The organism is Xanthomonas sp. CPBF 426 (genome assembly GCF_903989465.1).
GTDB lineage: Bacteria > Pseudomonadota > Gammaproteobacteria > Xanthomonadales > Xanthomonadaceae > Xanthomonas > Xanthomonas euroxanthea.
Genome location: NZ_LR861805.1, coordinates 2,786,276 through 2,799,696, shown reverse-complemented (window position 1 = coordinate 2,799,696; position 13,421 = coordinate 2,786,276). Strand labels below are relative to the sequence as shown.

Here is a 13,421-nt window from a genome sequence, read left to right as displayed (position 1 = left end):
CGCTCAGGCCGCCTCGGCCTGGCTCTGGCGCGGACCTTCCTTCAGCGCACGCCCGATCAATCCGACCAGCAGGTCCAGCTCGTCTTCGTCCATCGCAAAGTGCGGGGTGAAGCGCAGCGAATTCTCGCCGCCATGGATGACGTTGACGCCGCGGTGGCGCAGCCATTCCTCGGTGGAACCGGCGCCATAGCACTTGAACTGCGGCGCCAGCTCGCAGGAGAACAGCAGCCCGGTGCCCTGCACCTTGGTGATCAGGCCGCCCAGCTCGGACTGCAGTGCCTGCAGCTTGGCGATTGCCTGCGCGCCGCGGGTGCGAATGTTCTCGCGCACCTGCGGGGTGAACAACGCCAGCGTGGCGCAGGCGACATCCAGCGCACGCGGATTGGTGGTCATGGTGTTGCCGTAGGTGCCCTTGCGATACACCTGTGCGGCGTGTTCGGTCACCGCCAGCACCGACAACGGGTATTGCGCGGCGTTGAGCGCCTTGGAGTAGGTCTCCAGGTCCGGCGGGTCGAGCTGTTCGAAGCCGGGGTAATCCACCACCGACAGCACGCCGTGCGCGCGCAGGCCGGCCTGGATCGAATCCACCAGCAGCAGGCTGCCGTGCAGGCGGGTCAGCTCGCGCGCGGCGGCATAGAACGCGGCCGGCAATGCGCGGCCCGGGTCGCCTTCGCCCATCACCGGCTCCAGGAACACCGCCTCGATGAACCAGTGATTGCGCGCGGCCTCGTCGAAGGCGCGCTGCAGCGCTGCCACGTCGTAGGGCGCGATCGCGATCACCGAGTCTTCGTCGCGGTAGCTGGCCAGGTACTTGGTGTAGGTCTTGCGGCTGGAATCGGAATACAGGCCGGGGCGGTCGGTACGGCCATGGAAGCTGCCCTTGACCACCACGCGCTTGATGCTGGCACCGGCGTGGCGCGCGCCCGGGTCGGTGTGCAGCTTGGCATTGGTATCGACGATGCGCGCGGCCAGGCCGACCGCCTCGGAACCGGAGTTGAGACACATGAAACGTGCGAACGGACAGCCGCCGCGGGTATGGCCGATCTCGGCGCGCAGGGCGCGGTCGAGCCGGCGCTGCGCCAGGCTGGGGGTCATCACGTTGGCCATCACCTGCGGACGCGCCATCGCCTCGAGCACCGGCGCGGGGGTGTGGCCGAAGCCAAGCATGCCGTAGCCGCCGGCGTCGTACAGCACCGCGCCCTTGAGCGTGATCACCCAGGGCCCGCGCGCGGCCAGCGCCACGTACGGGGTCACCGCATCGTCGGCGTAGAAATTGATGAAGCCGTCCTGCACCGCGCGGATCTGTGCGTCTTCATCCAGGTCCAGCAGGTCCGCGGCTTCGGCGCGCACCAGCGCGTACTCGGCAGCGGCCGCGTCGATGGCGTGTGCGAGATCCGGGTGACTGGCGGCCAGGCGCGCGATGCTGGCATCGTCCAGGCCATCGGTCAGGCGGCGGCCGGCATGGGCGCGCAACGGGGCGAGCGGGGCGAGGACGGACATGGCGCATCTCCTGCAAGGTGGCGTTCCCTTTCTATTATCGGCAGAAGATCGGCGTTTGGCAGCGTGAATCCGGGCAGGAAGTCGGGTATTTTCGTCGAATCGACGAACCATTTGGGCAAAAAGTGAAAATCACTCCCTCCGACGAACGCCTGCTGTCGCTGCTGCGCGAGGACGCGCGCGCCTCCACCGCGCAGATTGCGCGCCGGCTCGGGCTGTCGCGCACCACCGTGCAGAGCCGGATCGACAAACTCGAGCGCGACGGGGTGATCAGCGGCTACACCGTGCGCACCCACGATGCCTACGAACAGGGCCGCATCCGCGCGCACATCCTGATCACCGTGCTGCCCAAGAAGATGCCCGCGGTGGTCAAGGCGCTGCGCGACATCCCGCAGGTGCGCCTGCTGCATTCGGTCAGCGGCGCCTACGACCTGATCGCCCTGGGCGTGGTCGGCGGCGTCAATGAGATGGACGTGCTCACCGACGCCATCGGCGCGATCGACGGCGTGGAGCGCACGACGACGTCGATCATTTTGTCAACGAAGTTCGAGAGGTGAGGGGCGGGAATCGGGAGTGGGGAATGGGGAATGGGGAATCGTAAGAGCCAGATCCGAGGGCCGAAACTCATACGGCGCAGACTGGCCCGCTTTTACGATTCCCGATTCCCGAATCTCCATTCCCCGCCGCAGTTACAATAGCCGGCTCCTCAGCCAACACATCCTGCGGCCTTGAAGAAGTCCGATTTCAACTATTCGCTGCCCGACGAGCTGATCGCCCAGGCGCCGTTGGCCGAGCGCGCGGCCAGCCGCTTGCTGGTGGTGCCGCCGTCGCCGCAGGCGCTGGTCGACCGGCAGGTGCGCGATCTGCCCGAGTTGCTGCAGCCGGGCGATCTGCTGATCTTCAACGATACCCGTGTGATCCCGGCGCGGCTGTTCGGGCAGAAGGCCAGCGGCGGGCGGGTGGAAATCCTGATCGAGCGCCTGCTGGGCGAGCGGCAGGCGCGCGTGCAGATCGGCGCCAGCAAGTCGCCCAAGGCCGGCAGCTGGATCGCGCTGGATGCCGGCGGCCAGGCCGAGGTGCTGGGCCGCGACGGCGAGTTCTACCTGCTGCGCTTCGAGATCCCCACTCCGCTGGAGCACTGGCTGCTGGAGGCCGGGCGCCTGCCGCTGCCGCCGTACATCCGCCGCGAGCCGGGGGTGGAAGACCGCGAGCGCTACCAGACCGTGTTCGCGCGCGAAGTGGGCGCAGTGGCCGCGCCCACCGCCGGGCTGCATTTCGACGAGGCGCTGCTGGCACGGCTGCGCGAGCGCGGGGTGGAGTTCGGCCATGTCACCCTGCACGTAGGCGCCGGCACCTTCCAGCCGGTGCGCGTGGACGCGCTGGATCAGCACGTGATGCACACCGAATGGCTCAACGTCGGCGCCGCGCTGGTCGAGCAGGTGCGGCGCGCGCGCGCGCGTGGCGGGCGCGTCATCGCGGTGGGAACCACGGTGGTGCGCTCGCTGGAAAGCGCCTGGCGCATCACCGATGCCGCGCCCGAGGGCGAGTTGCTGCCGTTTGCCGGCGAAACCCAGATCTTCATCCTGCCCGGCTACCGCATCCGCAGCGTCGACGCGATGGTCACCAACTTCCATCTGCCCGAAAGCACGCTGCTGATGATGGTCTCGGCCTTTGCCGGCCGCGAGCGCATCTTCGCCGCCTACCAACACGCCATCGAACAGCGCTATCGCTTCTTTTCGTATGGCGATGCGATGCTGTTGTGGAGCAGGGATTGGGGATTCGGGAGTGGGGAATCGTAAGTCGGCATCCGCCGAACGATCAGCCACCTGCCAACCGCTTCTCCGATTCCCCAATCCCGATTCCCCAATCCCGGCCCCTCCATGTCCCGACTCCAGTTCCAGCTCCAAGCCACCGACGGCCATGCCCGCCGTGGGCGCCTGACCTTTCCGCGCGGCACCGTCGAGACGCCGGCGTTCATGCCGGTGGGCACCTATGGCTCGGTCAAGGGCATCCTGCCCGAGCAGATCCGCGCGCTGGGTGCGGAGATCATCCTGGGCAATACCTTCCACCTGTATCTGCGCCCGGGCCTGGAGGTGATCGGCGACCACGGCGGGCTGCACGGGTTCGCGCGCTGGGACGGGCCGATCCTCACCGATTCGGGCGGGTTCCAGGTGTTTTCGCTGGCCCATCGCCGCAAGATCACCGAGCAGGGCGTCACCTTTGCCTCGCCGACCGACGGTGCGCGGGTATTCCTGGGCCCGGAAGAGAGCATGCAGATCCAGAAGGTGCTCGATTCGGACATCGTGATGATCTTCGACGAATGCACGCCGTACCCGGCCACCGAGGAGGTGGCGCGGCGCTCGATGGAGCTGAGCCTGCGCTGGGCGCAGCGTTCGCGGCAGGCGCATGACGGGTTGGGCAACGATGCGGCGCTGTTCGGCATCGTGCAGGGCGGGGTGCATCCGGACCTGCGCAGCCGCTCGCTGGACGGGCTGCAGGGTATCGGTTTCGACGGTTACGCCATCGGCGGGCTGGCGGTGGGCGAGCCGGAGCACGAGCGCAATGCGATGCTGGAACACCTGCATCCGCGCCTGCCGGCCGAGCGCCCGCGCTACCTGATGGGCGTGGGCCGGCCCGAAGACCTGGTCGAAGGCGTGGCGCGTGGCGTGGACATGTTCGACTGCGTGATGCCCACCCGCAACGCGCGCAACGGGCATTACTTCACCTCCTTCGGTACCGTGCGCATCCGCAACGCCAGGTACGAGCGCGACCTGGACACCATCGAGCCGGGCTGCGGCTGCCATGCCTGCAGCAGCGGCTACACGCGTTCGTATCTGCGCCACCTGGACCGCTGCAACGAGATGCTGGCGCCGATGCTTGGCACCCTGCACAACCTCTGGTACTACGAGAAGCTGATGGCCGACCTGCGCGCGGCCATCGCAGCGGGAACCTTTGCGCAGTTCCGGCGGTCCTTCTATGCGGCACGCGGCGCCACCACGCCGCCGTTGCCGGGGGAAACCAGCTGAGGCCGGCCGTCCGCGCCCCGCGCGGACGGTTTGGAACCTGCATGGCATAATTCCCGGCTGTTCCGCTCCGGCGGTACCTGAATAGCGAGCGGGCCGCTTGGCGCGCTGGCACCAAAACTAGGACGCACTGAATGAATCTGCTCGATTTCCTGATCCCCGTCGCCCAGGCGCAGGCCACTGGCGGCGCGCCGGCGCCCGGCCCGATGGGAAGCCTGTCCACCTTCGCGCTGCCGATCATCCTGATCGCGGTCATGTATTTCCTGATGATCCGCCCGCAGATGAAGCGCCAGAAGGAGCACAAGTCGCTGCTGGACAAGCTGGCGCGCGGCGATGAAGTCATCACCTCCGGCGGCGTGGCGGGCGTGATCACCGACATCGGCGACAACTTCATCACCGTGGAAGTGGCCGACAACGTGCGCATCCGCGTGCAGAAGAGTGCCGTGGGCCACGTGCTGCCCAAGGGCACGCTGAAGTCTGCCAACTAAGCGGCAACCAACCTGCTGCGCCCACTGTCAGGTGGGCGCAGTCGGTGCCGTGAACCGGCGCGCATCGCTCCGCTCCGCGCACCGCCGCATCCACCTGACGACCGCTGGCGTCATTGTGTTGGCCGCTGGAAGTCGTTTTCACTGCTAGGCGCGTCGCCGGGATGGTGTCGCGCGGGACTGTCGCAATGCTCGAATTTCCTCGCTGGAAGTATTTCCTGATCCTGCTGGTGCTGGCGGTCAGCGCGTTGTACGCGCTGCCCAACATCTACCAGAAGGACCCGTCCGTGCAGATCACCGCCAGCCGCGGTGCCCAGCTCGACGACGCCTTGCGCAGCCGCATCGACGCCGACCTCAAGGCCGCCGGCATCACGCCGAAGGCCGTCACCAAGGAGGGCGACAGCCTGATGGTGCGCCTGCCCAGCCTGCAGGCACAGACCCGCGCCAACGACGTGCTGCGCCAGCAACTGGGCGAGAACTACACGGTGGCGCTGAATCTGGCCTCGACCGTGCCGGACTGGCTGGCCAAGCTGGGCGGCCGGCCGATGGTGCTGGGCCTGGACCTGGTCGGCGGCGTGCACTTCGCCATGCAGGTGGACCAGAAGGCCGCGCTGGAAAAGCGCCTGGACGGCTTTGCCGAAGACATCCGCACCACGCTGCGCGATGGCCGTATCGCCTATCGCTCGGTCGAGCGTCGCGGCGACAACAGCATCCAGGTCAGCCTGAGCGAAGGCGCCAGCGTCGACGCCGCGCGCACCGCGCTGGCCAAGTCGCAGCCGACGCTGACCTATGACGTCAGCGGCCAGAACATCTCGGTGAAGGTGCCCGAGGTCGAGCTCAAGCAGATCGCCAGCGGCGCGATCGAGCAGAACCTCACCACCTTGCGCAACCGTGTCAACGCGCTGGGCGTGTCCGAACCGACCATCCAGCGCCAGGGCGAGGACCGCATCGTGGTCGAACTGCCCGGCCTGCAGGACACCGCCGAGGCCAAGCGCCTGATCGGTGCCACCGCCTCGCTGGAATTCCGTGCGGTGGTCGAAGGCAATGCCGAGGACGCGGTGCGCAGCGGCAGCATCCCGCCGGAAGCCAAGGTCTACCGCGTGCGCGATACCGGCGCGCCGGTGCTGCTGAACAAGCGCGCGCTGGTGACCGGCGACCAGATGGTCAGCGCCAGCGTCAGCACCGACCAGAACGGCATGCCGGCGGTGGCGGTGACGCTCAACAACGTCGCCGGCCAGCGCATGCTCGACTACACCAGCGCCAACGTCGGCAAGTTGATGTCGGTGGTCTACATCGAGCGCATCCCCACCGTGACCATGGTCGACGGCAAGGAAGTGCGCAGCGTTCGGGTCAAGGAAGAAGCCTTGTCGCCGACCCGCATTGCCGGCGTGTTCGGCAAGAACTTCCAGACCACCGGTCTGGAGAAGACCGAGGCCGAAAACCTGGCCAAGCTGCTGAAATCCGGCTCGCTGGCCGCGCCGATGGATTTCGTCGAGGAATACGTGATCGGCCCCAGCCTGGGTGCGGAGAACGTGGAGCGCGGCGTCACCGCAGTGATCTACTCGTTCCTGTTCACGCTGGTGTTCTTCACCGTCTACTACCGCGTGTTCGGCGCGATCACCTCGGTGGCGCTGCTGTTCAACCTGCTGATCGTGGTGGCGGTGATGTCCTTGTTCGGTGCCACCATGACGCTGCCGGGCTTTGCCGGTCTTGCCCTATCGGTGGGCCTGTCGGTGGACGCCAACGTGCTGATCAACGAGCGTATCCGCGAGGAGCTGCGCCTGGGCGTGCCGGCCAAATCGGCGATTGCCGCCGGTTACGAAAAGGCCGGCGGCACCATCCTGGACGCCAACCTCACCGGCCTGATCGTGGCGGTGGCCCTGTACGCGTTCGGCACCGGCCCGTTGAAGGGCTTCGCGCTGACCATGATGATCGGTATCTTCGCCTCGATGTTCACCGCGATCACCGTGTCGCGTGCGCTGGCGGTGCTGATCTACGGCCGCCGCAAGAAGCTGAAGACCGTCGCTATTTAATGCGAGTCCCTCGCAAGAGCCCGCACATCCATGTGCGGACTTTTTAGGAAGATCTTTCAATGAAAATTTTTCCGCTTCATCTGATCCCGAACGACACCAGGATCGACTTCATGCGCCTGCGCAAGCCGGTGCTGATCCTGATGCTGGTGATCGCGGTGGCCTCGGTCGGCGTCATCGTCGGCAAGGGCTTCAACTACGCGCTGGAATTCACCGGCGGCACGCTGGTGCAGACCTCGTTCCAGAAGACCGTGGACGTGGACCAGGTGCGCGAGCAGCTGGCTAAGGCCGGCTTCGAGAACGCCCAGGTGCAGAACGCACGTGGCGGCAACGAAGTGATGATCCGCCTGCAGGCGCGCGAGCAGCACAACAACCGCGACGATGCCGCTAGCACCGTGGCCGAAGAAGTGCGCAAGGCCGTCAGCACCGAGCAGAACCCCGCCACCGTGCAGCCGGGCGAATTCGTCGGCCCGCAGGTCGGCAAGGACCTGGCCTTGAACGGCGTGTACGCCACGGTGTTCATGCTGGTGGGCTTTCTGATCTACATCGCCTTCCGCTTCGAGTGGAAGTTCGCGGTTGTCGCCAGCCTGACCGCCTTGTTCGACCTGCTGGTCACGGTGGCCTTCGTGTCGCTGACCGGCCGCGAGTTCGACCTGACCGTGCTGGCCGGCCTGTTGTCGGTGATGGGCTTTGCGATCAACGACATCATCGTGGTGTTCGACCGCGTGCGCGAGAACTTCCGCGCGCTGCGCGTGGAACCGCTGGAAGTGCTGAACCGCTCGATCAACCAGACGCTCTCGCGCACGGTGATCACCGCGGTGATGTTCTTCCTGTCGGCGCTGGCGCTGTACATCTACGGCGGCGAGTCGATGGAAGGCCTGGCCGAAACGCACATGATTGGCGCGGTGATCGTGGTGATCTCCTCGGTGATCGTGGCAGTGCCGATGCTGAGCATCGGGCCGTTTGCGGTGACCAAGCAGGATCTGCTGCCCAAGGCCAAGGACGTGGAGGCGCTGGCGCGTCGTCCTTGATCGGTTCGCAAAAGGTGTGACGAAAAAACCGCGCATTGCGCGGTTTTTTCGTTCTGGCGGTGTACGTCGTGAGTGTACGGTTTTGCATTGTGACGCCGCTACGCGAGATCGTGAATATTAGGGATTAGGGATTTCGTCGCGTACGTGATGCTGATCGATACGCAATACGTTGCGGTAGAGCCACTGGCCAGGATGAAGCGCCGTATCCAACCGAGATCCGCCTGTCGGTGCGCAGGTTGTAGTACCGAACGCGCAAGCGGCCGCGCACTTGATCGAGCAACCGCGTCGGCGGACGTGCTGTTACACCATTGTTTTGGGGGGGTATTTCATACGCCTGCGTTCTTGCTGGATAACACTCCAAGCGTCTGCATGGTCGAGGCCGCTCTCCATCGTGCTACCCCGTGACCCCGACTAGGATCTCACCCATTCACAAGACGCCCGCGGTCGAAGATACTCGGCGCAACACCGCATTTCGGCGGTCCAATAGTTGTTAGGGGGCAGTGACAGTTTATGGATTGGCGCCACGTTCTATTTGCCGCAGAACAAGGCATACCAGGACTCATCGGGCTCACCGCTATCCTCCCGGTTTTTGCTCTCGCTGCAACACCAAACGGTAAGCTCAAGGCGTCAGCTGCAAGCCTTTCTGCTTTCCTTGTTTTTGCGGCCTCGTGTCTTCTGGCAGGCATTCCCGGCATTGAATCATCGCAACCCGCTATGTATTTCCCAGTAGCTGGGCTCGTCGTAACAGTCGCCCTAGTTGCCCCTTCGGTCTTGGCCCTTCGGTGGCGCTGGGTGGGCGTGCTGCACCTGCTTACAGTCTCAGCGTCTGCATACCTATGGTTCGTCGGCACCTTGGCGATCAGTCATGACGCCACGTAGGCTGCCCCCTAACAATTCAAGCCGAACCGCGCTTCGCGGGTCGGCTTAACTCAGGCGTTAGGCCCCATGATCATTTCCTTTCGAAGTCCAACATTCTTCGCCTCGGAGGATGAGGATCGGTTTTTTGGTTGGCTGTACTCGCTACCCGAATACAAAGACGTTCGCGGCAGGCTAAGTACTTTAGATTTGGAGCTAACCTATCCGGTGAGTGCTGGCTCCGTCCGGCAACTGTTGGTGGTCTTTCATCGTTGGTGCATTGACCCAACCCCATTGCTTCCTCTGCGGTCGCCTGAGACAGATATGTTCGTCCTTTGGGATACTTCCCTGCGAGAGGCCTCAGTCGGGGGCTAACAATTCATTCAAGCCGAAGCCGCTTCGCAACTCGGCTTAATCAGGCGTTACGGCTCAATGATCGATTCGCGCCCACTGTCACAATTGGCGGAGGCAGCCTGGGCTCTCCTAGCCGGTCAAATCACGAACGATGAATTTGAGCGGCGCGTGCCTCACTCAAGCGATCCGGCAGTCCGCGAGATCTATGCCAAAGGCTTTTGGCCTCAATACAGCGATCTAAAGGAGCATCGCTTGATCGGGCAGGACAAGTTGCTGGATGAGGAGCGCGAGTTTGCCGTACGCTGCATCCTGTTCTTAAAATCTGACCTTCCCTGTTGCTGGCCTACCCACTCGCAGCCGGAGGCATTCGGACGTTTCCTTGCCAACCTCCTAACGCTCGGCGCTTCAGGCCGGGGCGCGCGCAAACGCTTAAAGGCCATGGGGGATACAAGTGCTTGGCCCTTCCGCACTCACTCGGAGTACCTCGCCGTCATGGGTTGGCCTCCTTACCTCTTCGGGTTGGGCCCTAACAATTCATTCAAGCCGAAGCTGCTTCGCGGCTCGGCTTAATTCAGGCGCTAGGCATTGGTGGGTCATTACAGCTTCGACATCCGCTGTCGCGTGCTCTTACGTGTCCAGTGACTGGCCTGAGCGCGACCGGGTGGACCGATAAAGCCTCATTACGTGCGGTCGCGCGTCTACGCAGGTCATCGAACTCCGTCGGCTACCGGCAAATGCCTAGGCCAACCGAGTCGGCGCAATGCGTTGCACTGCAGTCAGATGCAACGCACCCGCCACTCACTTCAGGCGCTGGTGCCCGCCAATGATGCGCGCAACGCGCGCAGCTTCTCTACGGGTCACAAATTCCAGTCGATCCGCATGCCCGCAATCAGCGCGTTCTTCAGATCGTTGCTGCGCGTCGGCTCGTTGAACTGGTCGGGGTTGATTACGTAATGCAGGTTCGGCGCGATGCGCAGGCGCTTGGTGACCTGGATGCCGTAGCTGAGCTCCATCATGATCTGGTTGTCGGCCGGGGTGCCGGTGCCGCCGGCAGAGGCGCGGGCCAGGCGCAGGTTTTCGATGGCTTCGTCGCTGTACTTCTGCTGGGTGATCACAAACGCAATGTTGTCCTGCGGGCGACTGGCGAAGGTGCCTTTCTGCACCAGGCCCAGTTGCACGAAGTGGTCCTCGATCGCCTGGCCGCCGGTGCTCTTGAGGATGGCGCCGAACACGGTCAGGCCGCGGGCGCCGGACGGATCCGGGTTGGTGACCTGTTGTTCGAAGCGGGCGAACAGGCCCGAGCGGCCCTGCTTGTTCTCGTAGCCCAGGCCGCTGAGCACGGCCGGGTTGCCGTTGCGGTCGCGCAGCGGGTCGGTGTAGTCGGAGTTGTCCTGCCAGCCGCCCAGTTCGTACATCGCGGCCATGCTGCCGTCGCCGCCCTTGTTCTTGTAGCCGATGGCGTAAGGCACCACGACGCCGGTGGTGTCGTCGGTGCTCCACTTCAGGCCGTGCTGGCCGTCCTGGGCCTGCACCGGGTTCACCTCGTAGGCGCCCACATGCACGTAGACCTTGGGCGTGACCCAGGCGGTGGCATGCGCGGCCCAGCTGGACACCGGCCAGTAGGTGAAGTTGCTGGTGCGGAACACGAAGGTGGGATTGCCGCAGGCCGAGTTGCCCTGGAAGTACTGGCACAGGTCAGAGCCGAGGAAATGGATGTTGGCCACGCTGCGGCCGGCTTCCAGTTCCAGGCGGTCGTTGAAGAGTTTCTGCAGCAGGGTGAAGTTGGCCAGGCGCGTGCCCTGGCCGCCGTAGATTTCCTGCACCGAGGTGCTGTTGCCGATGCTGCTGTTGGCCAGGTTGGTGCCGTGGCGGTTGGTGACATACAGCTTGACCGTGGCGCCGCCCCAGCCGAACAGGCGGTCCATGTCGACGTCGGTACCGACCATCAGCTGGCCGGCATAGGCATCGCCGTTCTTGCGGCCGCCATCGATCATCGAGGCGGCTTCGCCGGTGTAACCCAGCTTGAGCTTGAAAGCATCGGCGGCATCCTGCGCGTGGGCGAGCGGGGTCAGCGCCAGTGCCAGCGACAGGCACAGCAGGCGGGGACGGGCATGGCGGGGGGCGAGGACGGTCATGGCAGGACTCCGAACGAAGGAAGGCGTGGCCGAGGTGGCGAACGCGACAGCTAGGGGATGGGCAAGCCGCCGGCCGCGCACGAAGGTGCGCAGCGCAGCGGTGAAACCAGTCAGGGGTGGAGTGGGGCGGCGATCAGGCGTAGCGCATGCGCGGGCGCCACGCGGCAATGGCGAGGTGGCCGACCGTCAGGCGACCACGTCGGCCACCGGCTTCTTGAGCAGGCGCAGCGCCACCGCAGTGACCACCACGCCGACCACCAGGGCCAGCACGTAATTGAGCAGGTGGGTCACCGCGTTGGGGATCAGCAGCACGAAGATGCCGCCATGCGGTGCCTTCAACTCGGCACCGGCGGTCATCGAGATCGCGCCGGCCACGGCCGAGCCGATCACCAGCGCCGGGATGGTGCGCAGCGGGTCGCGCGCGGCATACGGGATGGCGCCTTCGGTGACGAAGGCCAGCCCGAGCACGCCGGCGGCCGTGGCCGAGCCGCGCTCCTCCACGGTGAAACGGTTGCGGAACACCCAGGTGGCCAGCGCGATGCCCAGCGGAGGGGTCATGCCGGCCACCATGGCGGCGGCCATCGGGGTATAGACCTGGCTGGCGATCAGGCCAGTCGAAAAAGCGTAGGCGGCCTTGTTGACCGGCCCGCCCATGTCGAAGGCCATCATGCCGCCAAGCAACAGGCCCAGCAGCAGCGCGCTGCTGCCCTGCATGCCGCGCAGCCAGGCGGTGAGCCAGGCCAGCAGGTCGGCCACCGGTTGGCCGAACACGTACATCATCGCCAGGCCGACCAGCAGCGTGCCCAGCACCGGCAGGATCAGCACCGGCTTGAGTCCTTCCAGGTTGCGCGGCAGGCGGATGTAGCGGTTGAGCGCGGCCACGCCATAGCCGGCGATGAAGCCGGCGATGATGCCGCCAAGGAAGCCGGCATTGAGGTTGGCGGCGACCAGGCCGCCGATCATGCCCGGCGCGATGCCGGGGCGGTCGGCGATGGAGTAGGCGATATAGCCGGCCAGCGCGGGCACCATCAGGGTGAAGCCGGCCTTGGCGCCGATCTGGAACAGCGACCAGGCCAGCGTGCCCTGGTGCGCATCGTCGCCGGCATAGATGCCGCCGAGCGCGAATGCCAAGGCGATCAGCAGGCCGCCGGCGGTGACGAAGGGCAGCATGAACGACACGCCGGTCATCAGGTGCTTGTAGGCGCCGGTGCGGCCGTTGCCCGTGTTTTCGGCCTTGGCGGCGCCTGCGACCGGCGCCGCGCCGCCGTGCACGCCAGCTTCGGCCAGCGCTTTCTGGATCAAGGCCGGGCCATCGTTGATCGCCGGCTTGGTGCCGCTCTTGAACAGGCGCTTGCCGCCGAAGCGGGCCAGGTCGACCTCGCGATCGGCGGCGATCAGCACCAGGTCGGCAGCGCGGATTTCATCGTCGGTCAGTGCGTCCTGCGCGCCCACCGAGCCCTGGGTTTCCACGCGGATCTGGTAGCCGAGCTTCTTGGCTGCCTGCTGCAGGCCCTCGGCGGCCATGAAGGTGTGCGCGATGCCGGTGGGGCAGGAGGTGATCGCGACGATGCGCTTGCTGCCGGCGCCTGCGCTTGCTGCGGCAGCCGATGCATTCGCGGCGGCCGGTGCGGCGAGCTGGTGCACTGCGGCGGTCGGGTCGTCGAGTACCGCGCCCAGGCTCAGGCGCAGCAGCTGCGCATCGCCGAAGCGGGCGGTGTCGGCATCGGCGTCGCCGATCACCAGCACCTGGGTGGCGCCGCTGGCCAGGTCGCCCGGCAGTGCGCCGAGCACACCCTGGTCGCTGCGGATCTCGATCGTCACGCTGCGCCCGGCGGCGGTGGCCGCGCGGCGCAGCGCTTCGGCCGCCAGGACGGCTTCGGTGCTGCGGTCGCCAGCGGCGATGACCACGATGGAAGAGGACATGCAAATCTCCTGCGTTGTTCGGTCGCCGGCGAGCGCCGGCGGGATACGTGGTGTCTTGCGCAAGACCCGGGCGCGTTGCGGTGGTGCT

At 65.8% G+C, this 13,421-nt stretch carries 9 protein-coding genes; 6 read left to right on the top strand and 3 right to left on the bottom strand.

Features of this window, described 5'->3' with window-relative positions:
* Positions 1 to 3: 3 nt before the first annotated feature.
* On the bottom strand, positions 4 to 1,500 hold the full coding sequence (locus H7A87_RS11975) for an aminotransferase class III-fold pyridoxal phosphate-dependent enzyme (RefSeq protein ID WP_119128600.1): 1,497 nt from the start codon (positions 1,498 to 1,500) through the stop codon (positions 4 to 6).
* Between the two features lie 122 nt (positions 1,501 to 1,622).
* Between H7A87_RS11975 and H7A87_RS11970 the strand changes: the two genes are divergently transcribed.
* From H7A87_RS11970 to secF, 6 genes are all read left to right on the top strand, one after another.
* Positions 1,623 to 2,054: an Lrp/AsnC family transcriptional regulator gene (locus H7A87_RS11970; RefSeq protein ID WP_104582110.1), complete on the top strand. Its 432-nt coding sequence runs from the start codon at positions 1,623 to 1,625 to the stop codon at positions 2,052 to 2,054.
* Between the two features lie 171 nt (positions 2,055 to 2,225).
* On the top strand, positions 2,226 to 3,296 hold the full coding sequence (gene queA / locus H7A87_RS11965) for a tRNA preQ1(34) S-adenosylmethionine ribosyltransferase-isomerase QueA (RefSeq protein WP_119128601.1): 1,071 nt from the start codon (positions 2,226 to 2,228) through the stop codon (positions 3,294 to 3,296).
* A gap of 81 nt (positions 3,297 to 3,377) precedes the next feature.
* Positions 3,378 to 4,523: a tRNA guanosine(34) transglycosylase Tgt gene (tgt, locus tag H7A87_RS11960; protein WP_119128602.1), complete on the top strand. Its 1,146-nt coding sequence runs from the start codon at positions 3,378 to 3,380 to the stop codon at positions 4,521 to 4,523.
* A gap of 131 nt (positions 4,524 to 4,654) precedes the next feature.
* Positions 4,655 to 5,008 (top strand): preprotein translocase subunit YajC, encoded by a 354-nt coding sequence (yajC, locus tag H7A87_RS11955; RefSeq protein WP_104533651.1) that lies wholly within the window; start codon positions 4,655 to 4,657, stop codon positions 5,006 to 5,008.
* A gap of 185 nt (positions 5,009 to 5,193) precedes the next feature.
* Positions 5,194 to 7,038 carry a protein translocase subunit SecD gene (secD, locus tag H7A87_RS11950; protein ID WP_180496651.1) on the top strand — a complete coding sequence of 615 codons (1,845 nt, stop codon included), beginning with the start codon at positions 5,194 to 5,196 and terminating at the stop codon, positions 7,036 to 7,038.
* Positions 7,039 to 7,097: 59 nt separating this feature from the next.
* Positions 7,098 to 8,066: a protein translocase subunit SecF gene (gene secF, locus H7A87_RS11945; RefSeq protein ID WP_119128604.1), complete on the top strand. Its 969-nt coding sequence runs from the start codon at positions 7,098 to 7,100 to the stop codon at positions 8,064 to 8,066.
* 2,066 nt (positions 8,067 to 10,132) lie between these two features.
* Here secF and H7A87_RS11940 read toward each other — a convergent pair.
* Positions 10,133 to 11,410 (bottom strand): carbohydrate porin, encoded by a 1,278-nt coding sequence (locus H7A87_RS11940; protein WP_180496649.1) that lies wholly within the window; start codon positions 11,408 to 11,410, stop codon positions 10,133 to 10,135.
* A 186-nt stretch (positions 11,411 to 11,596) separates the two neighbouring features.
* On the bottom strand, positions 11,597 to 13,333 hold the full coding sequence (locus H7A87_RS11935; protein WP_119128606.1) for a fructose-specific PTS transporter subunit EIIC: 1,737 nt from the start codon (positions 13,331 to 13,333) through the stop codon (positions 11,597 to 11,599).
* Positions 13,334 to 13,421: the final 88 nt, after the last annotated feature.